This is a genomic window from Ruegeria sp. C6, assembly GCF_056537625.1.
In genome coordinates this window covers 1,048,190-1,072,092 of record NZ_JBQFRW010000001.1, presented here as the reverse complement: position 1 = coordinate 1,072,092, position 23,903 = coordinate 1,048,190, and the positions used below count along the sequence as shown (strand labels likewise).

The 23,903-nt window shown below is 54.8% G+C and carries 25 protein-coding genes; 15 read left to right on the top strand and 10 right to left on the bottom strand.

Going from position 1 to position 23,903, the window contains the following annotated elements:
* Positions 1 to 12: 12 nt before the first annotated feature.
* A complete protein-coding gene (locus ACR0MJ_RS05320; protein ID WP_170393113.1) occupies positions 13 to 240 on the bottom strand; it encodes a YjiS-like domain-containing protein in 228 nt (75 codons plus the stop codon).
* Positions 241 to 339: 99 nt separating this feature from the next.
* Here ACR0MJ_RS05320 and ACR0MJ_RS05315 point away from each other — a divergent pair, with 99 nt between their 5' ends.
* On the top strand, positions 340 to 1,743 hold the full coding sequence (locus ACR0MJ_RS05315) for an aminotransferase-like domain-containing protein (RefSeq protein WP_170625923.1): 1,404 nt from the start codon (positions 340 to 342) through the stop codon (positions 1,741 to 1,743).
* Between the two features lie 3 nt (positions 1,744 to 1,746).
* Here ACR0MJ_RS05315 and ACR0MJ_RS05310 read toward each other — a convergent pair whose 3' ends face one another.
* Positions 1,747 to 2,112: a nuclear transport factor 2 family protein gene (locus ACR0MJ_RS05310; protein WP_480759697.1), complete on the bottom strand. Its 366-nt coding sequence runs from the start codon at positions 2,110 to 2,112 to the stop codon at positions 1,747 to 1,749.
* Positions 2,113 to 2,351: 239 nt separating this feature from the next.
* Between ACR0MJ_RS05310 and rplM the strand changes: the two genes are divergently transcribed.
* Both rplM and rpsI read left to right on the top strand, forming a co-directional pair.
* Positions 2,352 to 2,810 (top strand): 50S ribosomal protein L13, encoded by a 459-nt coding sequence (gene rplM, locus ACR0MJ_RS05305; protein WP_039536983.1) that lies wholly within the window; start codon positions 2,352 to 2,354, stop codon positions 2,808 to 2,810.
* 6 nt (positions 2,811 to 2,816) lie between these two features.
* Positions 2,817 to 3,302, top strand: coding sequence for a 30S ribosomal protein S9 (gene rpsI / locus ACR0MJ_RS05300; RefSeq protein ID WP_010440030.1), 486 nt, complete (start codon positions 2,817 to 2,819; stop codon positions 3,300 to 3,302).
* Between the two features lie 60 nt (positions 3,303 to 3,362).
* Here the strand turns inward: rpsI and ACR0MJ_RS05295 are convergent, their stop codons facing one another.
* From ACR0MJ_RS05295 to ACR0MJ_RS05260, 8 genes are all read right to left on the bottom strand, one after another.
* The gene (locus tag ACR0MJ_RS05295) at positions 3,363 to 4,523 is read right to left on the bottom strand and encodes an ABC transporter substrate-binding protein (protein WP_170595653.1); all 1,161 of its coding nucleotides are present in this window, start codon (positions 4,521 to 4,523) and stop codon (positions 3,363 to 3,365) included.
* Between the two features lie 30 nt (positions 4,524 to 4,553).
* Complete coding sequence (locus ACR0MJ_RS05290; protein WP_480759691.1) at positions 4,554 to 6,440, bottom strand: AMP-dependent synthetase/ligase; 1,887 nt, start codon at positions 6,438 to 6,440, stop codon at positions 4,554 to 4,556.
* A gap of 5 nt (positions 6,441 to 6,445) precedes the next feature.
* The gene (locus tag ACR0MJ_RS05285; RefSeq protein WP_170405694.1) at positions 6,446 to 7,219 is read right to left on the bottom strand and encodes an ABC transporter ATP-binding protein; all 774 of its coding nucleotides are present in this window, start codon (positions 7,217 to 7,219) and stop codon (positions 6,446 to 6,448) included.
* Positions 7,216 to 7,980: an ABC transporter ATP-binding protein gene (locus tag ACR0MJ_RS05280; RefSeq protein ID WP_170732179.1), complete on the bottom strand. Its 765-nt coding sequence runs from the start codon at positions 7,978 to 7,980 to the stop codon at positions 7,216 to 7,218. Before ACR0MJ_RS05280 ends, ACR0MJ_RS05285 begins: the two co-directional genes overlap by 4 nt.
* Complete coding sequence (locus ACR0MJ_RS05275) at positions 7,977 to 9,074, bottom strand: branched-chain amino acid ABC transporter permease (protein ID WP_480759684.1); 1,098 nt, start codon at positions 9,072 to 9,074, stop codon at positions 7,977 to 7,979. The genes ACR0MJ_RS05280 and ACR0MJ_RS05275 overlap by 4 nt, the downstream gene beginning before the upstream one ends.
* 4 nt (positions 9,075 to 9,078) lie before the next feature.
* Entirely contained in the window at positions 9,079 to 9,954 is an 876-nt protein-coding gene (locus tag ACR0MJ_RS05270; RefSeq protein ID WP_480759678.1) for a branched-chain amino acid ABC transporter permease, read from the bottom strand.
* Between the two features lie 42 nt (positions 9,955 to 9,996).
* Positions 9,997 to 11,025, bottom strand: coding sequence for an alcohol dehydrogenase catalytic domain-containing protein (locus ACR0MJ_RS05265; protein WP_480759673.1), 1,029 nt, complete (start codon positions 11,023 to 11,025; stop codon positions 9,997 to 9,999).
* 210 nt (positions 11,026 to 11,235) lie between these two features.
* Positions 11,236 to 11,790 carry a hypothetical protein gene (locus ACR0MJ_RS05260; RefSeq protein WP_170393102.1) on the bottom strand — a complete coding sequence of 185 codons (555 nt, stop codon included), beginning with the start codon at positions 11,788 to 11,790 and terminating at the stop codon, positions 11,236 to 11,238.
* A 182-nt stretch (positions 11,791 to 11,972) separates the two neighbouring features.
* Here ACR0MJ_RS05260 and ACR0MJ_RS05255 point away from each other — a divergent pair, with 182 nt between their 5' ends.
* From ACR0MJ_RS05255 to ACR0MJ_RS05200, 12 genes are all read left to right on the top strand, one after another.
* On the top strand, positions 11,973 to 12,206 hold the full coding sequence (locus tag ACR0MJ_RS05255) for a hypothetical protein (RefSeq protein WP_480759668.1): 234 nt from the start codon (positions 11,973 to 11,975) through the stop codon (positions 12,204 to 12,206).
* 319 nt (positions 12,207 to 12,525) lie between these two features.
* Positions 12,526 to 13,005, top strand: a complete 480-nt coding sequence (locus ACR0MJ_RS05250; protein ID WP_480759663.1) for a L,D-transpeptidase — start codon at positions 12,526 to 12,528, stop codon at positions 13,003 to 13,005.
* A gap of 69 nt (positions 13,006 to 13,074) precedes the next feature.
* Positions 13,075 to 13,524: a c-type cytochrome gene (locus ACR0MJ_RS05245; protein ID WP_480759658.1), complete on the top strand. Its 450-nt coding sequence runs from the start codon at positions 13,075 to 13,077 to the stop codon at positions 13,522 to 13,524.
* A 396-nt stretch (positions 13,525 to 13,920) separates the two neighbouring features.
* A complete protein-coding gene (locus ACR0MJ_RS05240) occupies positions 13,921 to 14,598 on the top strand; it encodes a c-type cytochrome (protein WP_480759654.1) in 678 nt (225 codons plus the stop codon).
* A 9-nt stretch (positions 14,599 to 14,607) separates the two neighbouring features.
* Positions 14,608 to 15,507, top strand: coding sequence for a c-type cytochrome (locus ACR0MJ_RS05235; protein WP_480759649.1), 900 nt, complete (start codon positions 14,608 to 14,610; stop codon positions 15,505 to 15,507).
* A 39-nt stretch (positions 15,508 to 15,546) separates the two neighbouring features.
* Entirely contained in the window at positions 15,547 to 16,920 is a 1,374-nt protein-coding gene (locus ACR0MJ_RS05230; RefSeq protein WP_480759644.1) for a multicopper oxidase family protein, read from the top strand.
* Entirely contained in the window at positions 16,917 to 17,390 is a 474-nt protein-coding gene (locus ACR0MJ_RS05225) for a c-type cytochrome (protein WP_170392473.1), read from the top strand. The genes ACR0MJ_RS05230 and ACR0MJ_RS05225 overlap by 4 nt, the downstream gene beginning before the upstream one ends.
* Before the next feature lies 1 nt (position 17,391).
* Positions 17,392 to 18,120 (top strand): DsbA family protein, encoded by a 729-nt coding sequence (locus ACR0MJ_RS05220; protein ID WP_480759641.1) that lies wholly within the window; start codon positions 17,392 to 17,394, stop codon positions 18,118 to 18,120.
* Between the two features lie 325 nt (positions 18,121 to 18,445).
* Positions 18,446 to 20,956 carry a heavy metal translocating P-type ATPase gene (locus ACR0MJ_RS05215; protein WP_480759639.1) on the top strand — a complete coding sequence of 837 codons (2,511 nt, stop codon included), beginning with the start codon at positions 18,446 to 18,448 and terminating at the stop codon, positions 20,954 to 20,956.
* A 15-nt stretch (positions 20,957 to 20,971) separates the two neighbouring features.
* A complete protein-coding gene (gene cueR, locus ACR0MJ_RS05210; protein WP_170392471.1) occupies positions 20,972 to 21,358 on the top strand; it encodes a Cu(I)-responsive transcriptional regulator in 387 nt (128 codons plus the stop codon).
* An 825-nt stretch (positions 21,359 to 22,183) separates the two neighbouring features.
* Positions 22,184 to 22,660 (top strand): DUF411 domain-containing protein, encoded by a 477-nt coding sequence (locus ACR0MJ_RS05205; protein WP_170564198.1) that lies wholly within the window; start codon positions 22,184 to 22,186, stop codon positions 22,658 to 22,660.
* Between the two features lie 296 nt (positions 22,661 to 22,956).
* Positions 22,957 to 23,577 carry a class I SAM-dependent methyltransferase gene (locus ACR0MJ_RS05200; RefSeq protein WP_480759636.1) on the top strand — a complete coding sequence of 207 codons (621 nt, stop codon included), beginning with the start codon at positions 22,957 to 22,959 and terminating at the stop codon, positions 23,575 to 23,577.
* Positions 23,578 to 23,903 lie beyond the last annotated feature (326 nt).

The following is a 23,903-nucleotide window of genomic DNA, read 5'->3' as shown; positions in this document are numbered from 1 at the left end:
ACTGGGGATAGTCTATTTCATCCAGAAATAGCGGCTGACTTCTGCATCTGCCCGATGGCGGGTCAGCCCGACATCGCGGAGCAGCCTGTCATCCAGCTTACCTAAGTTTACCCGGCTGCGGCGACGTTGTTCCCATTGTGTGACCGACGCCGCAAACCGCACGGCCAGCGCGGCGATCAGCGGCAGCCGAGGGCTGTCGTTCAGCAGCAAGAGGGCGGGGTTGTGCATTGCGCGTGTCATCTTGGGTATCCTTTCAAATTGTATTGACACAAAGTAAATATGTTCGGTACACTGTCTTGATACATTCAGCATTGTGTCGAAATCAAAGGAAGAATTGTAATGGATACAATTTGGCCAGAGGCGTTACCGAAATCCAAAGGTCCAAAATATACTCTGGTCGCTGACACGATCCGAAAAGCGATAGAAAACAAAACACTGGAGGTTGGAAAGAAACTACCTCCGGTGCGTGAGTTAGCGTATCGATTAAAGATTACACCAGGCACTGTCGCGCGCGCCTATACGATCCTGACCGATGAAGGTTTGCTACAAGCCGAGGTCGGGCGTGGTACATTTGTAGCCCCGCCGAGATCGCCCATTCTGGATGATGTCTGGTCGCGGCAGCTACATCTGAGGGACGACAAATATGAATCCAATGTCAGCCTGTTCAGCCCACGCTTGCCAGATGTGGGGCAGGTGACATTAATCCGCGAATGCCTTGAAAAGGTTGCAAAAGGCGATCCGCGGATGTTTATGAACTATCCGACCCGAGATGCCTACCTACCCGTGCGCCAGGTTGTGGCCGACTGGTTGTCAGATCTTCCTCTGGGCTCATTGAATGCAGATGACATTGTACTGACACACGGTGGGCAAAGTGGCATTTGCGTCGTGTTCCAGACCGTTCTGAAAGATCCGAAACCCATCGTGTTGGTTGAGGACTTGTCTTATGCCGGGTTCAGACGGGCAGGTGAGTTGATGCGCGCCGAGGTTGTCGGGGTAAAAATGGACAAATGGGGCATAAGCCCCGATGCGCTGGACCACATCCTCAGGCAAACGAAGGCACAGGCGATCTGCGTCTCACCCGAAGTGCAGAACCCAACGGGCGGGCATTCGCCGTTGGAACGGCGCAAAGAAGTTGTCGAGATTGCGCGAAAGCATGAATTACAGATCATCGAAGACGATTGCTATCGCATGGGCGAGGCCCGCGCGCCCAGCTATCGTGCTTTGGCACCCGAACGGGGATGGCATGTTTCGTCAATTTCGAAAACCCTTACACCAGCGTTGCGGGTCGGCTTCGCCATTGCACCGAAAGAGCAGAGCGTCGATCTGCGGCGTTCTGCAGAATACGGGTATTTCGGGCTCGCCCAGCCTTTGGCTGAGTTGACGCGGTTGCTGTTGGGACATCCAGAGGCGAGGCAACTTGCAAAAAACGTTCGCTCCAAGATGGGCGAATATGTACGTGTGGCGGTAAACGCCCTGGGTGGCTTCGATCTAAACTGGGATTCTGAGATTCCCTTCGTCTGGCTTCATCTGCCTTCCGGTTGGCGGTCTGCTGCGTTCAGCCGGGCGGCCGAGCGGGAAGGTATTCAGCTGCGATCGGCCGATGAATTCGCGCTGCGGGATGGTCGCGCGCCAAATGCCGTTCGTATAGCGGTGAATGGGCATGTCTCGCTTGAGAAGTTCGAAGACGCCATGCTGCGTCTGCGCGCATTGCTGGACAACCCGCCCGAGCAAATAAGCGTCTAGCACCTATTGCAATGGGGCAGGGTCGCCAAAAAAGCCCGCCAAATGTGCAATCTTGCCATCGGCATCGAGACGAATGAAATCATGCCCGGTAACCATAGTGGACCCATCGGAAGCAATCATATGCCAGGTGAAGTGGACCACATCATGGTGTGAATTCGGCTCACTGGTCAGCTCAACTCGGCCCTTTGTATCACTCAGAACCGCTCCGATATGGGCATTGAGTTGATCTCTGCCGGAAACTTCTGCAGTTGGATCGACGTAACGACCAGTTTGTGCAAAACACTGCTCAAGAAGGCTCAGTCGCCTTTCGGGATCGGTCGACTGCCATGCCGCACCATAGGCAGCGATAACCTGTTCCAATTCTTGCATAGCCACCTCCGACATTGGATGATCTTGGTTGAGTCTAGCTTAACTAAGCTACGCAAAATTGGATATGCCGAAGAAATTTTGGGGTAAAATAATACCTATTTTATAAGTTATTGTTATTGATAGATATATTATACTTTGCCTGTATTGACCTGCATAACTAGTAGGTCTAAACCCCCTCCATCGAATTAGGGCCGCTCCGCCAAGGGGCGGTCTTTCACATCAAACAGGACTATCCTGCCATGAAAACCTTTTCTGCAACACCTGCAGACATCGATAAGAAATGGATCCTGATCGACGCCGAGGGCGTTGTTCTGGGCCGTCTTGCCTCGATCGTCGCCATGCGCCTGCGTGGCAAGCACAAAGCGTCGTTCACACCCAACATGGACATGGGCGACAATGTCATCGTGATCAACGCTGACAAAATCCAGATGACCGGCAAGAAGCGCGAAGAGAACTTCTACTGGCACACTGGCCACCCGGGCGGCATCAAGTCGCGCACCAAGCAGCAGATCCTTGAGGGTGCACACCCCGAGCGCGTCGTGACCCAAGCGGTCAAGCGCATGCTGCCGGGCAACCGTCTGGCGCGTCAGCAGATGACCAACCTGCGCGTTTATGCTGGTGCCGAGCATCCTCATGAGGCGCAAGCGCCCGAAGTTCTGGACGTAAAGTCCATGAACAAGAAAAACACCCGGAGCTAATGACCGATGGCTGATCAGATCAATACTCTCGAAGAGCTGAGCGCCGTCGCAGGCGTTGAAACCGTGGCCGAAGAAGTCATCGTACGTGAACCCGTACGTGACGAGCTGGGTCGTTCCTACGCCACCGGCAAGCGTAAAGACGCTGTTGCCCGCGTCTGGATCAAGCCGGGTTCCGGCAAGGTCACCGTGAACGGCAAGGATCAGGACAAGTATTTTGCGCGTCCCGTTCTGCAGCTGATCCTGCGCCAGCCGTTCCAGGTTGCTGGTGTGGAAGGTGAGTTCGACGTTGTTGCAACCGTCAAAGGCGGCGGCCTGACCGGTCAGGCCGGTGCGGTCAAGCACGGCATCTCGAAAGCGCTGCAACTGTACGATCCCAACCTGCGTGGCGCTCTGAAAGCCGCTGGCTTCCTGACCCGCGACAGCCGCGTTGTGGAACGTAAGAAATACGGTAAGCGCAAAGCGCGTCGTTCGTTCCAGTTCTCGAAGCGTTAATCGCTGCGGATACCGAATTGGAAAGGGCTCGCAACTGCGAGCCCTTTTTTCTTGGTCGGTTTATTCTTCGTAAACCAGTTTCCACGCACCATTTTCGACGACGCTGACAAATACAGTGTCAGCACCCTGATGGTCATCGGGCCCATAGGTGATCTGGTTGCCGACCAACTCATCCATGTAATCCAGAGATTCCATCGCGGCAATGAAGCTATCATGCGTCAGATCAGGACCTGCAGCTTCAAGTGCTTTGACCATCATCTCGGCCGCTGAATAGCCCAGCATTGAAAATCCGACCGGGTCTTCGCCCGTAGCCTCTTTGTATTCAGCAATAAATGCTGCCGGGGCTGGCTCTTCGGCGCGCGCCCAGAGATCCAGCCACGAGGCCGCCGCATAGAAACCGTCGGTCACACCACCGGGCACCTGCGCCACCACGGTTAGGAAGCTGGCAGAGGTGCCGAGGAACTTCATGTCGGTCAGGCCCATTTTCTTGGCCGTTCCAACAACAGTGATTGCTTGACGCACGCCGAGCGCCATCGTGACGATGTCACAACCTTCTTCTTTAAGCTTGCTCAAGGACCCCACGAAATCCGTCTCGTCCGGTTTGTGGGTGGTCTCAGCGCCGAAAGTGATGCCAGCCTCTTCGGCTCCGGCTTTGCTGCCTTCCAGAATTTCCTCACCGAAATCAGTAGGCAGGTACATGGTGCAAACGGTTTGCGATCCAAATTCACCGTTCAGATACTTCACCCCAATCCGAGCTTGATCGTAATAGGTCGAGAACGAGGTGAACTTGTTCTTCATCGGCTCTTGCAGCATTTGCCGCGCGGCGGTCAAGGGGGCGACATTAGGAATACCTTTCGGGTCCAGCAGCTTGAACCCAGCAACATTCATCGGCGTACCCAGCGACTGCAACATCGCGAAAACCTTGTCACGGTTCAGCAGCTTGTTATAGCCCTGCATCGCGCGTGGCATCTGATAGCCGTTATCCTCGACGACAAAGCGGATCTTGCGGCCATGCACGCCACCCTCGGCGTTGACGCGATCAAAGACCACATTTGCGCCTTTGGTGGCCGGAACGCCCACGGCAGCGAAGATGCCGCTGAGGTCGTTGACTGAGCCAATGACGATCTCGTCATCTGTCACGCCTTGTGTTTGCGCCCAGCTGATCGTGGCGGATGCAGTCAATGCCGTCGCTGCGGCAAGGCCCTTAAATAAGTGTTTCATACTTCTCCTCCCTGTTGGGTCGCCCCTTAACTAATTGTACATATCTTCAATGAGATGTGCGTGTTTCTTTTCCACCAGACCACGTTTGAGTTTCATCGTCGCCGTCAGCTCCTCATCTTCGGCAGTGAGCAACACGTCGATCAGCCGGAAATCCTTGATCTGTTCGACCCGCGCAAAGTCCTTATTAACCGCTGCGATTTCATTGCCGATCAACTCCGTCACTTCGGACGCAGCACAAAGGGAAGAAAAGTTCGAAAAGGGGATCTTGCGCTCTTGTGCGAATTTCTCGACATTTTCCTGATCGATCATGATTAGCGCCGTCAGGTACTTGCGCCGATCCCCGATGATCACCGCGTCCGAGATATACTGGCTGAACTTCAACCCGCTCTCGATCTCTGCGGGCGTGACGTTCTTACCGCCCGCAGTAATGATGATGTCCTTGAGGCGCCCTGTGATGGTGACAAAACCTTCCTCGTCGATATGCCCCATATCCCCAGTGCGCAGCCAACCGTCGCAGGTGAAGCTTTCAGCTGTTTTGGCATTGTTGCGCCAGTAGCCCTGAAAGACGTTCAGGCCTTTGACCTGAATTTCTCCGTCTTCCGCGATGCGCAGGTCGTTGCCAGGAACAGGTTTTCCAATGGTGCCGATCTTGTTGGCCTCAAGCGTGTTCAGCGCTGCTATGCCGGCGGTTTCAGTCATACCGAAGCCCTCGACAATGGGCACACCAATTGCCCAATACCACCTGAGCAAATCGGGAGAGATCGGCGCTGCACCAGAGCCGCCTCGGCGGAGACGATCTAAGCCCAGCATCCGGCGCAGGTTACGCAGAACAAGCCGATCCCAAAGCCAGAACTGCATAGCGATCGGTGCTGGAACAGGTTTGCCTGCAAGGATAAATTCGGCCCGCGCCATTCCAGACTTGAGCGCCTGTGCAAAGGCGAAGCGCCCTGTGGGCGTTGCTTCTTTCGCCATGAACATGACCTGCGAGTAGATCTTCTCCCACACGCGTGGGACGGCAGTGAAGGTGGCGGGAGAGACCTCTTGCAGGTTGGAGAACACTGTCTCGGGGCTTTCAGCGAAATTCACAGTAGTCTTCATCGCAAGCGGGTAGTAGATCGACACGTCGCGTTCGAGGATATGACAGAGCGGCAGAAAACATAGCTGTTCGTCGGCTGATTGGGAGGGCAGGGAATGTGCCCCTGCCTCGATCGCGGCCATGATGTTCTCATGGCTCAGCATGGCGCCTTTGGGATTACCGGTGGTACCTGAAGTATATATGAGCAGGGCGGTGTCTTGTGACGTGGTTTCAGCGATTTCTGCTTCGAATGCGCCGGTTTCATCGACCTCAGCCTGCTGCCCCAGAGCATACAAGTCCTCGATCATCATGCAACGCGGATGATCAAGGTCGTGCAGGCCTTCATCCTCAAGGATAATGACCTTGAGCAGATCGGGCAGATCCGCCTCGACTTCGAGGAACTTGTCCAACTGCTCTTCATCTTCAACGATCAGCAACCGGCTGCCACTGTCATTGATCAGGTATTCTAACTGGCTGGCCGAATCTGTGGTGTAGACGCCCGAAGCAATCCCTCCGACACACTGGATGCCCATGTCGAACCACGCCCATTCCTTGCGGTCTTCGGACAGGATCGAGACAACCTCGCCACGTTGCAGACCCAGCTTGCGCAGGGCCAGCCCGATCCATTTGGCGTGTTGCCAGTAGTCGGCCCATGAGTAGGATTTCCAGATGCCGAAGTCCTTCTCGCGATGCGCCGTACGCGGTCCCAGTTCGGCACAGCGTTTCTGGAATAACTCGCATATCGTGACACAGCCATCGACTCGCAGGGGTCTCTGACCTGGCGTAGCGTTGAACTGCACACCGTTGATACTGGTCTGAGGGGGCAGGGGGCTTGCGTCCATCCAGCTCACCTCCATGTCTTCTTGCGTTTCCAGCGGCGGTTTTCTCGCGCGCCTTCTTCCTGAACGCCCAGATAGAAATTCTGAATGTCCTCGGATTGCAGCAAGGTTTCAGCCGCACCATCCATAACGATCCGTCCGATCTCCATTACATAGCCATGATGGGCGAGTTCCAGTGCCGCATTGGCGTTCTGCTCGACCAGCATCATTGTCATGCTCTGTTCGTCATTCAGGCGTTTGAGAATGCCAAAAATCTCTTGCACCAGCAGCGGCGATAGGCCCAGCGAAGGCTCATCCAGCAGCATGATACGCGGGTTAGCCATCAGGCCGCGCCCAATCGCCAGCATCTGCTGTTGCCCGCCGGACAGAGTGCCAGCCTCTTGATTGCGGCGGTCTTTCAACACAGGAAAGTAGGAAAACACCAGATCGCGGTCATGATCGATCTGTCCTTTATCCGACAGGGTATAAGCCCCAAGATTCAGATTCTCGTCGACGGTCAAAAGTGGAAAGACCTCGCGTCCCTCGGGCACATGGACGATGCCTTTTTGCACGACCTTGTGAGGTTCCGATCCCTGTATCTGCTGACCGTCAAATGTGATTGAACCTTTTTCGGGATCCATCACGCCTGAGATTGTTTTCATCAGCGTTGTCTTGCCCGCGCCATTTGCGCCCAGGATTGAAACGACCTGCCCTCGATGCACGTCCAATGACACGCCACGAATGGCCATGATCGGGCCATAAAAGCTTTCAACATTGCGAATGCTAAGGATCGGTTGGTTCATGAAGCTTTGCCCAAATAGGCCTCTACCACAGCAGGATGAGATTGAACTTCGGCTGGGGTTCCAAGGGCAAGCTTCGCTCCGTCGGCCATGGCAAGAACCCGGTCGGACACGCCCGAGACCAGACCCATATCGTGCTCTACCATAAGCACGGTAATGCCCATCTGACGCCGGATGTCATCGATCCACCAACGCATATCTGTGGTCTCTTCCACCGATAAGCCCGAGGCGGGTTCGTCCAACAGCAGGAGTTTTGGATCGGTGGCCAACGCTCGAGCGACTTCGACCACCTTACGCACGCCATAGGGTAAGCCCGAGATCATCTTGTCACGAAAGGCCTGGAGGTCGAGGAAGTCGATGATCTCTTCAACCTTTTCTCGGTTCTCGATCTCCTGCTGTCGTGCAGAGGGCGAGAACAGAATTTCCGAGATCAGATTGGTTTTGCGGTGCCGGTGGCGCCCGACCAGGAGGTTCTGCAAAACGGTCGCATGTTCGAACAGTTCAATGTTCTGGAATGTCCGCGCGACGCCATAGGCCGCGACACCCGAGGGCTTGATACGCAGCAGATCATGCCCGTCAAAGTGGATCGCCCCTGCATAAGGATCATAGAAGCGCGAAATCAGGTTGAAGACCGTTGATTTGCCGGCGCCGTTGGGACCGACGATGGCGAACACCTCACCTTCTTGCACGTTGAAGGACAGATCATCCACAGCAGTCAGACCGCCGAATTTCAGGGTAACGTTTTCAAACTCCAGCAAGCTCATCTCAGACGCTCCGTCTTGAGATAGGACTTTTGTCTTTTGAACATGTCCTTGCGGTAGAAGGGGAACAGTTCGAACCACGTCCGGATTTTTAGCCATCGACCATACAGACCCATCGGTTCGAACAGGATGAAGGCGATCAGGATCATGCCAAAGATGCCGAATTCGAGCCCCGGAATGGCGACCGTATTACCACCAAACAGGGCTGCTGCGTATTCCTTGGAAATCGACAAAAACTGCGGCAGGAAACCGATCACGATTGCGCCCAAAAACGCGCCCTGGATTGAGCCCAGACCTCCGATAACGATCATCATCAGCAATTGGATGGAAATTACGACACTGAAGGTCTCGTTATTGAACGCCCCAGAGAACATACCCATCAAAGCGCCTGCTAGTCCGGTGACGGCGCAGGAGAGGGCGAAAGAGATCGTCTTGGTGCGCGCGATATCCACACCCATCGCCTGCGCTGAGACCTCAGAGTCTCGTACGGCGATGAAGCTGCGGCCCAAGGGCGCGCGCAAAAGGTTGATATAGCCCAGTGTCACGATAACGGCGACGGCCAGCACCAGCCAGAAAAACGGGGCCGGGGTGGCCCAACGATCGACCAGATATCCGAAGATTTCGACACCACCCAGATATTTACCCGCGACGCCTCCGGTGACGGGTTCGGCCAGAACGATGATGTCGTCCATGAGCACAGAAAGAGCCAGTGTGAAGATCGCAAGATAGATGCCATGCAGGCGCAGGGCAGGAATAGCGACGGTTGCTCCGACGATGCCGGTCAACAGACCCGCCAGAGGGAAAGCGATGAGGAATGGTACTCCTGCCTCGATCAGGATGACATTGGCATAGCACCCAACGGCCAGAAAGGCGGCATGGCCAAGGCTGGCCTGCCCGGTGTGGCCGGTTAGGATCATCAAGCCCAAACCCGCGATGGCCCAGATCAGAACATTGGTCAGTTCGCCAAGATAAAAGTCATCCAACCACCACGGCGCAGCGGTTACGACCGCCAACAGGATCAGATAGAGGCTGAGCTGATAGCCATCCTTCCAAGGGCGAATGTCCTGCATATAGTTTGTTTTGAAAACAATCCGCATGCGATCAGACCTTCTTGACCCGCACCTGGCTGAACAGCCCATGCGGTCGAAAGATCAGAACTGCCAGCAACAGCGCATAAGGCGCGATCTGACTGTACCCGGCTGCGATATAGCGGCTAGCGAAGGGCTCAATCACGCCGACGATTAACCCGCCGGCCAATGCGCCGGGCAGGCTGCCGAACCCGCCGATCACAGCTGCTGCAAATGCCTTGATCCCCAGAAGCCCAGTTGTGGGATCGACCGAGCCTTTGGCCGCGAACAAAATTCCGGCAATCCCGGCGACAACTCCGGCCAATGCCCAGATTAAGCCCTGAACCCGCTTGACCGGGATCCCCATGTAATATGCCGCCAACTGGTTTTGAGACGCACCTTGCATGGCAAGCCCCAGCTTGGTCTTGCTGAAGAACACATAAAGACCCCAGGTCAGTAGGACGGTGACAACAATCACGGCCACGTCCTCCATCCCCAGCACAAGACCACCGAACCGGATTTCTTTACCAGCCAATGGGTTCTGCAGCGTTTGCGGCTCGTGCCCCCAGATCAGACCAGCTGCAAACCTGATCACAAAGCCCAAGGCGATGGTTAGGATCACCACGGCAGTCTGACTTTCGCCAAAGACGCGGCGGATGATCAGCCGATCGATCAGATACCCAAGTGCGCCCATAATCCCCAGTGAAATCGGTAGCGCCACCCAGAAGGGCAGCCCCATATATTCCGTATTCGTAAGGCCAATGGTGACAAACGCACCCAGCATCATGAAATCGCCCTGCGCAAAATTCACTGCCTCGGTGGCTTTGTAAATCAGTACAAAGCCAAGGGCGATCAGGCCGTAGACACAACCATTCGCCAGCCCGCTAATCAGCAGCTGTGCGTTATCCAATCTCACCCTCCCTAAGCCGGTTAAGTCCGGCGCTTTGTTCTACTATGGAGTGATTATCACCTTCCCGTCACTCTTTTTCAGAGCATCCGCCAGATTTGGCAGCACTTCTCGTAGCGAAAGCCGTGCGGAAACATCTGTGCGCCAGCGCCCATCTGCAAATCGCGCCTGCACTTCGCTGACAACTCGCATTTGATCAGCCGGGGGTGTGTCCATCATCCAGCGGGTCAGCCAGAAGCCCTCGATCCGTTTGCTCATGAAGATCAACTGGCCCATCTGAGTCAACTTCGGCATTTCCGTACTGAGTTTCCCATAGCAAACCCACCGCGCGCCATTGGGCATCGCGCAGAACACCTGCTCTGACATTTGGTCGGCAACCGCGTCGAGAAAAACACGAGGTTTCAGATCTGCACTGATCGTGGCAAACCGCGTCGGCGCATCCGTATCGCTGGTCACGACCACCTCTGCCGCACCCAGGCCTTTTAACATCTCGACCGTTTCGGCGCGCCGCACCAGAGCGACCGGTTTCAACCCAAGATCCCGTCCAAGGCTGCACATCAACTTACCAAGCTGGCTGGTGGCGGCAGAGACCACAAAAGCCTCGCCCTCAGCCCGTGCGATATCCACCATCGCCATTGCGGTTAGCGGGTTTACGATCTGCGCCGCCCCGTCTTCATCCGAGATTTCGGGGCGCAAGGGGATACACATCTGGGCCTGCGTCACAACATATTCGGCCCAAGCACCAGAGCCTGCTGCCACAAAGGCCACGCGCTGATCCAGCAGTGCGTCAGCCCCGGTACCGGTGGCAACAACATCTCCGCACCCCTCGAACCCTGCTGCGGCGCCTTTGACCCGCGGCTGACCATATTCCCCTTTGATAAAATGGATATCTGAAGGATTCACCGAGGCAGTGCGCACTTTGATCAACACTTGTCCCGCCTTTGGGACAGGTACAGGCAGTTCAGCCTCCGCTAACCAGTCCGAGGCATTCTCCAGCGTCGGTCCCGTGGCTGTGCCGGAATATCCGTCCTGCGTCTGAACAACGGCAAACATGGTGTCGGGCAGGGTGGTCATCGTTCGATCCTTCTTTGATGCGAGTTCAGCACGAGGCCTTCATCGTCACAATGTAACACACTGACAAAAGGTTTTATTTTTTCAAAACAATCTCAAGAAAGCAATCAAACACGGTGAGCTATGTCAATTGGGTAATGCCGTAAAGTGACGCAAATTAAGTCGCATCCCGACCGGGTGAACCAGCCCTCTTGGGGCTGGTTCTGGAATTGATCACTGCTGCGTCATCAGATTGCGCAGATCCTGTATCTTCGCGACAACCAGCTCAGGCGACGCTTTGATCTCGTCGAGGATCTTCATAACCTGTGTTTTGATGTCCTGAGACAAGGCGCTTTCCTGAACTGACGTGACGATTGCGTCATAGTCGAAATTCTGCGCGGTCAGCATGCCGTCCTGAACCCACGAGTTGAACAGTTCCTGTCCCTGTCCGGCAAGCGCTGCGACCTGATCGCCAGCTGCTGAGGCTGCATCATTGGCCTGCTCGGTCAAAGATGTAGCAGCGTCGCTGGCCTGTTCCGATACCGAAGATGCAGCTTCCGAGGCCTGATCCGCAATCGAGGACGCAGCCTCGGATGCTTGTTCAGTCGCCGCCTCAACGGCATCAGCAGCGCCCTCTTGTATTGCCGAGGCTGCTTCACCAACCGCCTCTGAGGCATCTTCAGCCGCCGATTGCAACTGCTCGGCAGGGGTTGGTTCAGGTTTTGTGGCGAAATAGTAAGCGCCTCCGCCGATAACGGCGATGGCTACGATAAGTAAAAGACGCGACATTGGATGTCTCCTTCAAATGATGTGTCGCTCAGATGGGGTTAAGGTACGTTAAAGCAAAGGGGAAAACACGTGAGTTTGCAGCATATTGCGGGTTTGAGCCACACTGCGCTGATTGACACTGCAGGCAGTGGCAACATCATGCCATCCATTGCAGGAATCGCAACACAAGCAAAGAAACAGCCTTGAAGGATGAATTGATTGATGACGAAGTAAAAGGGATTCGAACCCTGGGTGGGCTTGCACTCACAACGATTTCCGAGACCGTGTTCTACATCAAAACAGAAGTCCTTGCATTAAGAGACAAGAGCTTTGTGGCGGCAAGATGGGCAGGTTCGGCACAGAAAGCGGACAGCAATCTGAACAAAGGCGATAGGAGCTCGGGAAAACGCTCCATTCTTGCTCTCTACCTGTATTGACGTTGTTTCGGTGTGAGTACCCAAGAATAGTTTCTTCTTCACAATGGCTTGACGATCTGAAGCCACCTTTGAAACCGCCCCATGTGCCGACGGCAGCAGTATTCCAGACGAAATTTCGCTTACGCAAAACCTGTTGTTTGTTGACCTTCCAGCGCGGGAACCGGGCATACAGCCCAAATGAGTCGTAAAGCAAGAATACACGTTTGGGGTGGCAGGCATGAAACCGAACAGGGATAGAAAGGCTGTTACGCGACGCGGAGTGATTGCCGCGTTTGCTGCGACAACTCTTTTTCCAGCACCGGCCGTTTGGGCCCAATCGATGACAACCGAGGGGACGCACCGCAATGTTTCTTCATTCCGCGTTGCTAAATGGCAGGATCACTTTGATACGCTTAAGAATGGTGTGATCCTGTCCGATACACAGTCCAAGGTCCTGCAATATTGGTCAGAAGACGAGAGCGTCTATCGGATGTATCCAACCAGCGTGCCGCTGACGGAAGACCTTACAAGGCTGGGCTACACCACAGTAACTCGCAAGGTTGAGGGGCCATCTTGGCGACCGACACCAGCAATGAAAAAGCGCAACCCCGCTTGGCCCGACTATGTGGGCCCGGGTCCGGAGAATCCTCTGGGGACACATGCACTTTATTTGAGCTGGCAATACTACCGGATCCACGGCACCAACGACACACGCAAGATCGGAAGAAGATCCTCCAATGGCTGCATCGGCTTGTACAATGAGCAGATCGCGGACTTGTTCGAACTGGCCACCGTGGGCACGCAGGTAAAACTGATCTGACCATGGTCAAGTCGGCTTTTCTGGACAGGTGCTTAAGCTCGGTAACTGACAACGACGTGAAATAGTAAAATGGATAAACTTACACTCATGATAGGCGGTGTGGCGATCGCAGGTGCCGTCGTAATCGTCTACAATCTAAATCAGCAACCAGCTGGCCATTCGATGACGACACCTGATACGTCGACGCTGGCGTCGGGAGACCCAATCCAAAACGTCAATCTACCGGACCAGCTAAGCGAATTTGCGGCCGTCGGCAAAGTGGCATTCGACGCAAAATGCTCGGCGTGCCATGGCGGGAATGCAACTGGTCTGGAGGGCCTTGCACCACCATTGGTGCATAAAATCTATGAACCAAGCCACCATTCGGACGAGGCATTTTACGTGGCCGTCCAGAATGGTGTTCGGGCACACCATTGGAAGTTCGGTAACATGCCGCCGGTCGATGGTTTGACCCGCGCGGATGTGAAGGGCATCGTGGCGTACATAAGAGAGTTACAGCAAGAAAACGGGATTTTCTGAAGGTGACGAGTCTAGTGAGCACAGCAATTCGTTACTCCATCCTGTCAATTGCGCTGGCTATTGGCGGGCTACTTGTAACGGCCGATTCTGCTCATGCACATGGCGGTGATTCACAGCATGTGATTGACCAAACCGACTCTGCGGACGTCGAACATGTCAAGCAGGGTCATCCCGGGCATTGTCATGGCGGAGCGATCTGCAACGCTGTTGGACTATTTTTGATGGGTCCAACACCGCCTGGTCCCCAAGGCACGGAACGAAGATACTCGATCCCGCGAGCTCAATACCGGGTTCTTGGTATTATCGCGTTTGACCCACCACCGCCGCGTGTCCTGATCTGACGAGTCGAATTGCGCTCAAGATGGGCGCGTCGAAGCAGACGAAAAGGACAAAGAAATGAACTTTCTAAAAATGACTACAGGCGTGGCCCTGGTTTCTCTATTTGCGGCGGCCGCCTTGGCGCATGGTGGCGCAACCGGCGTCGTCAAAGAACGCATGGACGGTATGTCCGCGATGAAGGACAGCATGAAGGTCCTTACACCGATGATGCAGGGGAAAACGCCCTACAATGCGCAAACGGTACGAAGCGAAGCCAAGAAAATCGGAAGCCACGCCGGTGAAAGCATGACAAAGCTGTTTCCAGAGGGATCTGATGGCAAACCCTCGGAGGCCAAATCGCAAATCTGGCAGGATTGGGGTTCCTTTACAGAAATAGCCAGACAGTTGGAAATCTACTCAGAAGGCCTTGCGCTTTCGGCAGACAACGGGCTGATGGCGTCCCGATCGGGTCATGGTTCCGGCATGATGGGCGGCAAATCCATGATGGGAGGTCGTTCCATGATGGGAAGTGGTTCCATGATGGGAAGTGGTTCCATGATGGGAAGTGGTTCCATGATGGGAGGTGGTTCCATGATGGGAAGTGGTTCCATGATGGGAGGTGGTTCCATGATGGGCAGCGGGATGATGGCTGGCAGTCCAAACTTAGCACAGCTGTCTGAAATGCCGGCAGATGGTGTGTTCATGATGCTGAGCCAGACATGCTCGGCGTGTCACACGCGATTTCGGTCGGAATAGGAATGCATCATGAAGCCGACAATACGGTTGGGTCTTGCTGCCGCCGTTACGGCGTCAGCAGGGTTTGTTGCTGTGATGGCTTGGCCGATTGGCCAGCCCTTACAAACTCTCGACATTCAAGGTGACGTTAACCGCGGGGCGTATCTGGCAAGGGCAAGCGGCTGTATCGCCTGCCACACAGACTTTGCCAAAGGAGGTGCGCCCTTGGCCGGTGGGGTGGAGTTGGATACCCCGTTCGGCTCGCTCTTTTCGCCGAACCTGACCACAGATCCCGATCACGGGATCGGTGATTGGACCATCGAGGAATTTGCCCGCGCAGTACGTCAGGGTGTGTCGCCCGACGGACAACCCTACTACCCGGCCTTTCCTTATCCGTTCTATGCCAACTTCACGGATCAGGACATCGCCGATCTTTGGGCCGCCTGGCAAACGGTTCCGCCAGTAGCGGAACCGTCAAAAGAGCAGGAAATGGTGTTCCCCTTCAATCAGAGATGGGGCCTGAAGCTGTGGCGGGCGGCATTTTTGGAACCGCCGCGGACCGATCCCGTACCGGGCAATGATGATGTATGGAACCGGGGCCGGTTACTCGTTGAAGGTGCCACGCATTGTGCCGCCTGTCACACCGGGAGAAACCTGGCTGGCGCAAGAAATTCGGACACGGAACACTTCAAGGGAAGTGACTCTCTGCCGGGCGGTGACAAGGCACCGGCCATCGACTTTGAGACCCTGCAAATGCGTGGGTGGACAGTTGATGATCTGGCCTACGCGTTGCGCACCGGCGTCATGCCTGATGGCGATGTCTTCGGCGGCGCCATGGGAGAGGTCGTAAACTATGGCACCAGCTTTCTGACAGACGAAGATCGGAAGGCAATGGCGACCTATCTGCTGGATGTACACGACGAGGGATAATCCAGTGCGAGATCAAGTATTCTTTGGAAGGAAGTCCTAATGAAGCTCAATCGCAGGCAATTCGTTGCGGGCACGTCGGCATTGTTCGCGGTGCCGACTATCGGGAGGGCGGCTACCGCCCCCCGAATAATCGAGGCGCGCTCAGGATTGGCGCGTGTTGCCCCCGACAACTATCCGGAGACCGAGATATGGGGATATGATGGCGGTGTTCCGGGCCCTGAAATTCGAGCCCGGCAAGGCGAAACGGTTCGCCGGACACTCCTGAACTCGCTACCTCAGCCTACAGCAATCCATTGGCACGGATTGCGGGTTCCGAACAATATGGACGGGGTGCCGGGCCTTACGCAGGAGGCTGTACCAATCGGCGGCAAATTTCAGTATGACTTGCCTCTGAAGGACGCGGGGACCTTCTGGTATCACTCTCACAACCAGTCAACGGAACAAGTGGCCAAGGGCCTTTACGGCGCGTTCATCGTCGACGAAACGGACCCGCCAGACACGGACCATGACATCACGATCCTTCTGGATGATTGGCGGTTGGGTAAGGACGCTCAAATAGTAGATGATTTTGGTGCAATGCATGATTGGACCCATGCAGGTCGCATGGGAAACTACGTTCACGCGCGCATATCGCCAATGACCGAAGTTTTGACGAACCAGCGATTGCGAATTCGAATGGTCAACGTGGCAACTGATCGGATCATGTATGTGTCAGTAGGTGGCGCAAACGGGAAACTGGTCGCTTATGATGGCATGCCTGTAAGGCAGCCAGAAGATTTCGAAACACTTGTTTTCGGACCTGCGCAGCGAGCAGATTTGATTGTCGACGTCACAGCGGAATCGAACGAAGCCGTTCAAATAACTCTTCACGAACGCGATGAATCATTTGTTATCGCTGAGATCCCGGTTTCGGGAAGCGGTACATCTGCCAGCCGCGGTGAGATCGAAGCTCTGCCACCCAACCCTGTTTCTTTTCTTGAAGATGTTTCTGACGCCTTAAAGGTTCCATTGGTGATGGAAGGCGGGGCGATGGGCGGACTGCGTCAAGGTACTTACAACGGCCAAGTCATGAGCGCTAATGAGTTGGTTCAGGAAGGACAGATCTGGACATTCAACGGAGTCGCAGGGTTACCCGAAGACCCGCTCGCTTCTGTTTCGCGTGGCGACATAGTCCGTATTCAGATGCAGAACGACACCGTCTTTGCGCACGCCATGCATTTGCACGGGACGCACTTTCAGGAAGTTCTGCCGAACGGGAGCCTGGGACCTCTGCGAGACACAATACTGGTTGACCGGATGGAAACGCGGGAGATTGCGTTCGTTGCGGATAACCCGGGGGACTGGCTGTTTCATTGCCACATGCTTTCGCATCAGGCCGCTGGAATGAAGACCTGGCTGAGCGTGGCGTCATGAACAAGAGCGCGGCGAAATGGGTGTCACTAGCTGCTGTGGTGATCATTGTCGCGGTCGCTGGCTGGGGCCTGAGCGGGCGCGCACAAAACGGTGCATCAGCGGATTCGGCACGTGGTGCAGTTTTGTACGCCGAAAACTGCGCGTCATGCCACGGGGCAGATTTGGAGGGTCAACCAGATTGGCAGACACCTGATCCAGATGGCGTCTTGCGAGCTCCCCCGCATGACCGAACAGGGCACACCTGGCATCACGGCGACAAGCTGTTGTTCGATTATACAAAGCTTGGCGGGTACCAAACACTAAAACAGATGGGCGTCGCTGATGTCAAAAGCGGTATGCCAGGTTTCGAGGACACTCTGTCGGATCAGGAAATCTGGGACATCCTTGCCTTCATCAAGGAGAGTTGGCCGGATCGGGAACGCAAGCTGCAAGAGCAGCGCACCGAGGCAGAACAAACGGAAGGAAACTGACGTGAAACGATTTTTTTCAGGTTTAATTGCCATCACTATGTCGATTGGTGCTGCTATGGCGAGTGCTGACGAATTGTCTGACTCCGATGTAAAACGGCTGGCTCTGGAAGCCATTATGGAAAACCCCGAAATCATCATGCAGGCGATTCAATTGCTTCAACAGCGCGAAGATCAGGCAAAAGCCGAAGCCATTGGAAACGTCTTGGAAAATCAGCGTGAATTGCTGGAACAGGATCCGAATGCGCCTGTCATCGGAAACCCGGAAGGTGATGTAACCGTAGTCGAGTTTTTTGACTATAACTGCCCATATTGCAAACGCGCGGCCCCGGTCGTGAAAAACGTAATCGCAGGCGATTCCGATGTCCGAGTTGTTTACCGAGAATGGCCCATACTCGGAGAAGGTTCCGACTTTGCGGCACGCGCCGCGCTTGCCTCACGAAACCAGGGAAAATATGAAGAATTCCATTGGGCGCTTATGGCGCTGAACGGTCGTGCGACTGAGGCCAGCGTCCTGAAAGTTGTTCGGGAACTTGGCCTGGACGAGGATCAATTGCGCGCAGACATGGAGGCGCCGGAAGTCGACGCGCATATCCAGGTGTCCATGGAATTGGCCCGGCAGCTTGGCTTCAGTGGCACCCCTTCGTTTGTGATTGGAGATGCGCTTGCCCCGGGTCTGATCGCCGAAGATGAAATGACCCGGCTAATCGAGGCAGTCAGAGACGCAAGATAGAACTAAGGGACGACAGCATTTGCGCTCCTAAACTTCTGTTGCGAACGTGGCTTCGTATCCCTCGGACTCTGAGCTGCAAGGATATGATCAAGTTGATTGGTGCTTAAGACACGTACCCTGCGGTTTTTCATGTCAAAGTCCAACTGTGCGGAGGAACTTACTGTGTCAATGGCTTTGTCTATAGCTGACTTGCGGTGCCCGCAGCTCATATCCGGGATACTTAGCGTCGTCATGAATGATGAGAAAGAAAGTCAGCCTCATCCCTTGACCTTCCACTTGCTGGAACCCTTATGTTGCCCGTCAGCAGAACATACGTGGTGACAATATGACTGAAAATTCACATGCGCGGTTCCAGGTTCAGGGTATGAGCTGTGCTTCCTGCGTTGGGCGCGTCGAGCGCGCATTGAAAGATGTGCCAGGGGTAGATGCCGCTTCGGTTAATCTCGCCAGTGAAAGCGTTCAGGTCGATTTCCGCGATCCAGCCGATAAAGCGGCCATTGCTGATGCGTTAAACCGCGCCGGATATCCGGCGCGGACCGCAGAGGTCACGCTGGATATTCAGAACATGTCCTGCGCATCCTGTGTAGGGCGCGTTGAACGAGCCCTGGAAGCCGATGGCGGCGTCTTGTCCGCGTCGGTCAATCTGGCCACTGAAAGTGCAACTGTGCGTTATGCTGAGGGAGTCACAACACCCGAAGCCATAGCGGCGCATGCGGCGTCTGCTGGCTATCCGGCGAGCCTGCGATCCGCAACGCAGACCGAACCACACGACCGTAAAGCGGCAGAGATCAGCCATTTGGCGCGGCGAACAAGCTTCGCCGCCTTGCTCGCATTGCCGGTATTCATTCTCGAAATGGGCTCGCATGTTATTCCGGGCATGCACCACCTGATAGCGAGCACCATCGGCATCCAGAACAGCTATTACCTGCAATTCCTTCTGACCACGATCGTTCTTTTTGGGCCAGGCTTGCAGTTCTACACCAAGGGATTCCCTTCCTTGGTCAAAGGCGCGCCGGACATGAACTCTCTGGTGGCCCTGGGCACTTCGGCGGCATATGGGTTCTCACTGATCTCGACCTTTGCGCCGCATATTCTTCCTGCCGGAACCGCAAATGTCTACTACGAGGCCGCAGCGGTAATCGTGGTTCTTATATTGCTTGGGCGGTTCCTCGAGGCGCGCGCCAAGGGCCGAACGGGTGAAGCGATCCGAAAACTGGTCGGTCTGCAGGCAAAAACAGCCCGAGTTGAGCGCGACGGATCGGTTGTCGAGCTACCGATTGAGCAGATCGTTGTAGGGGATATTGTGCACGTTCGACCGGGCGAAAAAATCGCGGTGGATGGTGCCGTAATGACCGGCGCGTCATATGTCGATGAAAGCATGATCACCGGAGAGCCGGTTCCCGTCGAAAAAACCGAGGGCGCAACTGTGGTCGGGGGGACCGTAAATGGCGCGGGTGCATTGACGTACCGTGCTGAAAAGATCGGCGCAGACACTATGTTGGCCCAGATCATTCAGATGGTCGAACAAGCACAGGGTGCCAAGCTTCCGATTCAAGGCCTGGTCGACCGCATCACGCTGTGGTTTGTGCCGGTAGTGATCGCAGTGGCCGTTGTGACTGTGCTGGTATGGATGTTGTTCGGACCCGATCCCGCGCTTAGCCTGGCGTTGGTGGCCGGGGTTGCGGTACTGATCATTGCTTGCCCCTGCGCCATGGGGTTGGCAACACCTACTTCCATCATGGTCGGCACTGGCCGCGCTGCCGAGATGGGCGTCCTGTTCCGAAAGGGCGATGCCTTACAAATGCTGCAGGAAACCACCGTTGTTGCGGTGGACAAGACGGGCACCCTGACCGAAGGGCGTCCGGAGCTGACCGACCTGATTGTGGCCGAAGGAATGACCGAAGACGAGGTTCTGCACCTTGTTGCTGCCGTTGAGGTCACATCCGAACATCCAATCGCCACAGCCATCGTGCGCGCGGCAGAAACCCGTGGTCTGGAGCTTTCCAAGCCAGAAGACTTCACGTCGATCACCGGTTACGGGGTAAGCGCCTCAGTCGAAGGCCATAAAATCCTGATCGGGGCCGACCGCCTGATGAGTCGCGAGGGGGTAGAAATGGGCGCGTTGTCTGATCGGGGCGCTGAACTCGCAATCAACGGAAAGACTCCACTTTATGCTGCCGTAGACGGGGCTATCGCGGCCGTAATCGCTGTGGCGGACCCAATCAAAACCACCACGCCGGACGCAATCGAAGCTCTGCACGGGCTAGGCCTGAAAGTAGCGATGATCACCGGCGACAATGCCTCTACTGCCAAATCCATTGCGGCGCAGCTTGGCATCGATCATGTCGTGGCTGAAGTTCTGCCCGAGGGTAAAGTATCCGCGTTACAGGATTTGCGTTCAAATGGCGGAAAACTGGCCTTTGTGGGTGATGGCATCAATGATGCGCCTGCTTTGGCGGCAGCTGACGTAGGAATTGCGATCGGGACAGGCACTGACATTGCCATCGAAGCGGCTGACGTCGTTCTGATGTCAGGCGACCTGACGGGCGTGGTCAATGCCTTCGATATTAGTCAGCGCACCATGCGTAACATCCGCCAAAACCTGTTCTGGGCGTTCGGCTACAACACACTACTCATACCGGTTGCGGCAGGGGTGCTTTATCCGTTTGGCGGCCCGCTGCTGTCGCCGGTTTTGGCCGCAGGTGCCATGGCGCTGTCCAGCGTATTTGTCCTAACCAATGCGCTACGGTTGCGCTGGGTAAAGCCGATCAAAGTTGGGCGAGAACAGATCTCGCAGAACACCGAGCAAACGCTGCGTTCAGTGCATGCTGGATAGTATAGGAGAACCGCTGTGAATATCGGAGATGTAGCAGAACGTTCGGGTCTGCCTGCCAAAACCATCCGCTATTACGAGGATATCGGGTTCATCAAACCCAAGCGGAGCCTCAATGGGTATCGCCATTTCGACGAAAAGGAACTGCACAAGCTGGCCTTCATCGGGCGGGCCCGCTCATTGGGCTTTACCATTGAGGATTGTCGTTCGCTACTGGCGCTTTACGAGGACAAAGAACGCGCAAGCGCGGACGTGAAAGAAATTGCAAAACAGAATCTGAAAGAGATCGACGATAAGATTTCCGATCTGAAGGCGATGCATGAAACACTGTCTCATCTGATCGAAGAATGCGCTGGCGACCACCGCCCAGACTGTCCAATTCTAAAAAACTTGGGCCAAGCGTAGTTAACCTTGTTGTTTGATCTGCCTCCAAGTTTGGCAATCTTTTTCTTCAGACGTGGCAATCCGCTCTTCTCTAGTGCGAGCCGCGCTATCAATTGTAGTTTTGTTGGCTTCGGGTCAGCACGTTGCCACGATCACACTACGACCGCAGTACGGTGAATGAGTTGATCCCTGTTTTAAGAGAAACGCTTTTAGTGTGCGTCTGTCTTACTGTGACAATCATCGGCTCTGTTGCTTTTGCAAACAACGACTTTGAGATCGCAGACAGCCACAAACAGTATGGCGTTTCGATCGCGTCAAAAGCATCTGAATTCAAACACAACAATCGCCGTTTTCATTCTACCGCCGATCAAGATTGCGCGGACGACTGCATGAGTTGTGGCGGGGCATGCCACACTGGAACCTGTTGCGTAGGTGAAAACCCGACCCAATTAGGACCTGTGGTTTTGGTGGAAGCTTATGGCCAGAGAAACCGTAACATGGACACTGATAACCATGATTCTCAAACGCCTCTGACGCCCAATCTTCCTCCACAAATATCCTAACATCCAAAGTCCCGAAAGTGCGGGTTTTCAAATTGTTTCTGTTCGAGCATGCACTGCGGTCGTCAGGAGATTATTATGCGTGGAAGAGAGGCTAAAATATCAGTATTTGCCTTGGCGCTCATCTTATCCAAGCGGTTGCGACATGCGTGCGCTATGCACCGAAAGCGAACAGAAACAGGGCTGGTCATGATCGCCCGCTTGACACAAATCATAGCACTTGCCTGCGATTTCGGTCACAAGACCGAATATCACAGCGCAGGCGTAAACACGGAAAGGAAATGACATGACTACCACGAAACTTGACCGACGCCTTTTCCTGGCTGGCCTCAGCGCCTCCGGCATCGCCCTAGCTTCACCTACATTTGCAACGACCAAACCGCTGGTGCAGGTTCTCAAGGACCCCGCATGCGGGTGTTGTGGCGCGTGGATTGATATTATGCAACGCGAAGGATTCGAGATGGAAGTGCAGAATGCCTCCTGGGAGACTTTGTCCGAATACAAAGCTAACAAGGGTATTCCAGAAGAGATGGCGTCCTGTCACACGGGCTTGCTCGAGGGCTATGTCATAGAAGGTCATGTGCCCCCGGCGGACATCCGGCGCTTGTTGGCCGAACGCCCTGATGCGGTCGGGCTGACAGTGCCAGGTATGCCCTATGGCTCACCTGGTATGGGGCCGGAGAGTGAGCGGGAAGCCTATTCGGTTTTCCTGATCGGTAAGGATGGCACCACTGAAGTTTTCAACCATTACAAGGCAGCTTGATCGGAAACCTAAACGTATACCGCAAACGAAACCGCCGTGCGTTTGAATCTCTTTACGGTTGCTTTGAATGGCGGCGATTGAATCGTAACTCGAGATGTACAGTTGGTTGAGAATAGTTCGGTAAGTCACCAGCAAAAAAGAAAGCCAAGCCGCTAAAATGTGTTGGTCGCCTTCTTTTTTCGTGATTTCAGCCAATACTGCCTTCCGCGGACTAAAAGGAAGGCAGATAGGCAAACCCGGCAGAGCAGTCTTTCGAAGAGTGCTTTCGCTACGTTAAGTTGGTGGAGCGTGGAGATATGACGGTCGAAAGAAAGGAACACTGGGACGTCGTCTATGGCGAGAAGTCCGAGGCCCAGTTGAGTTGGCATCAAGATGATCCACTTCTCTCTCTCGAACTGATCGAGATGTCTGGCGCAACTGCGAATTCATCAGTCATCGACATTGGCGGAGGAACATCCCGCCTTGCGAGCTCTCTACTCGCTATGGGGCTCCACGATATTACAGTCCTCGATCTATCGCAGGTCGCTCTGGATATAGCGCGGAACCGGCTTGGACAAGCCTGTGAAACAGTGAAATGGATTTCGGCAGACATCACTTCTTGGGTGCCTGATCGCCATTACGACCTGTGGCACGATAGGGCGGTGTTCCATTTCCTCGTCGATCCAGCAGAGCAGGCGGCCTATTTGAAAAGTCTCCGGCGTGGGGTGAGTGTCGGCGGACATGTGATCATTGCCACCTTTGCGCCAGATGGACCAGAGAAATGCAGCGGCCTCCAAGTCGCCCGATATAGTCCAAGCGACCTCTCCAGGCTACTGCAAGAAAGCTTCGAACTCATCGCACATCGCCATCATCTGCATCAAACTCCCTTGGGCAAAAGACAGTCATTTCAGTTCAGTCTTTTTCGCCGCTTCCGGTGAAGCCGCAGATGAAACTGGTCGTTAGCCGACCTGCCCATCACGCTTCTGAGGATTGGCTAAGAAAAAAACTTGCCTGATATCTAATCGGCAAATCGCTTTTGTTCTATCTCCAAATTTGAATGAACGGAGGAAAAGCCGCAAAGATCTAAAGGGATCCTGCAGGCGTAGGCCCCTTTTTCGATTGCCTGAACGAATTTGGAATGGCCCAAAGGTGACGTAGTGTGCACCAATAGGAGCATAGCTGGCATAATCAGAAGGCCTGAGAATGGGCATAGTATTACACTTTTGGCCTCCTGAAACGCCAATCCTAAAGCTGTACCAAGTCC

Bases quoted from the DNA above. Each gene is read 5' to 3' on its own strand.
- ACR0MJ_RS05320 (WP_170393113.1), bottom strand. From the start codon at position 240: ATGACACGCGCAATGCACAACCCCGCCCTCTTGCTGCTGAACGACAGC.
- ACR0MJ_RS05315 (WP_170625923.1), top strand. From the start codon at position 340: ATGGATACAATTTGGCCAGAGGCGTTACCGAAATCCAAAGGTCCAAAA.
- ACR0MJ_RS05310 (WP_480759697.1), bottom strand. From the start codon at position 2,112: ATGCAAGAATTGGAACAGGTTATCGCTGCCTATGGTGCGGCATGGCAG.
- rplM (WP_039536983.1), top strand. From the start codon at position 2,352: ATGAAAACCTTTTCTGCAACACCTGCAGACATCGATAAGAAATGGATC.
- rpsI (WP_010440030.1), top strand. From the start codon at position 2,817: ATGGCTGATCAGATCAATACTCTCGAAGAGCTGAGCGCCGTCGCAGGC.
- ACR0MJ_RS05295 (WP_170595653.1), bottom strand. From the start codon at position 4,523: ATGAAACACTTATTTAAGGGCCTTGCCGCAGCGACGGCATTGACTGCA.
- ACR0MJ_RS05290 (WP_480759691.1), bottom strand. From the start codon at position 6,440: ATGGACGCAAGCCCCCTGCCCCCTCAGACCAGTATCAACGGTGTGCAG.
- ACR0MJ_RS05285 (WP_170405694.1), bottom strand. From the start codon at position 7,219: ATGAACCAACCGATCCTTAGCATTCGCAATGTTGAAAGCTTTTATGGC.
- ACR0MJ_RS05280 (WP_170732179.1), bottom strand. From the start codon at position 7,980: ATGAGCTTGCTGGAGTTTGAAAACGTTACCCTGAAATTCGGCGGTCTG.
- ACR0MJ_RS05275 (WP_480759684.1), bottom strand. From the start codon at position 9,074: ATGCGGATTGTTTTCAAAACAAACTATATGCAGGACATTCGCCCTTGG.
- ACR0MJ_RS05265 (WP_480759673.1), bottom strand. From the start codon at position 11,025: ATGACCACCCTGCCCGACACCATGTTTGCCGTTGTTCAGACGCAGGAC.
- ACR0MJ_RS05260 (WP_170393102.1), bottom strand. From the start codon at position 11,790: ATGTCGCGTCTTTTACTTATCGTAGCCATCGCCGTTATCGGCGGAGGC.
- ACR0MJ_RS05250 (WP_480759663.1), top strand. From the start codon at position 12,526: ATGACAACCGAGGGGACGCACCGCAATGTTTCTTCATTCCGCGTTGCT.
- ACR0MJ_RS05245 (WP_480759658.1), top strand. From the start codon at position 13,075: ATGGATAAACTTACACTCATGATAGGCGGTGTGGCGATCGCAGGTGCC.
- ACR0MJ_RS05240 (WP_480759654.1), top strand. From the start codon at position 13,921: ATGAACTTTCTAAAAATGACTACAGGCGTGGCCCTGGTTTCTCTATTT.
- ACR0MJ_RS05235 (WP_480759649.1), top strand. From the start codon at position 14,608: ATGAAGCCGACAATACGGTTGGGTCTTGCTGCCGCCGTTACGGCGTCA.
- ACR0MJ_RS05230 (WP_480759644.1), top strand. From the start codon at position 15,547: ATGAAGCTCAATCGCAGGCAATTCGTTGCGGGCACGTCGGCATTGTTC.
- ACR0MJ_RS05225 (WP_170392473.1), top strand. From the start codon at position 16,917: ATGAACAAGAGCGCGGCGAAATGGGTGTCACTAGCTGCTGTGGTGATC.
- ACR0MJ_RS05215 (WP_480759639.1), top strand. From the start codon at position 18,446: ATGACTGAAAATTCACATGCGCGGTTCCAGGTTCAGGGTATGAGCTGT.
- ACR0MJ_RS05205 (WP_170564198.1), top strand. From the start codon at position 22,184: ATGACTACCACGAAACTTGACCGACGCCTTTTCCTGGCTGGCCTCAGC.
- ACR0MJ_RS05200 (WP_480759636.1), top strand. From the start codon at position 22,957: ATGACGGTCGAAAGAAAGGAACACTGGGACGTCGTCTATGGCGAGAAG.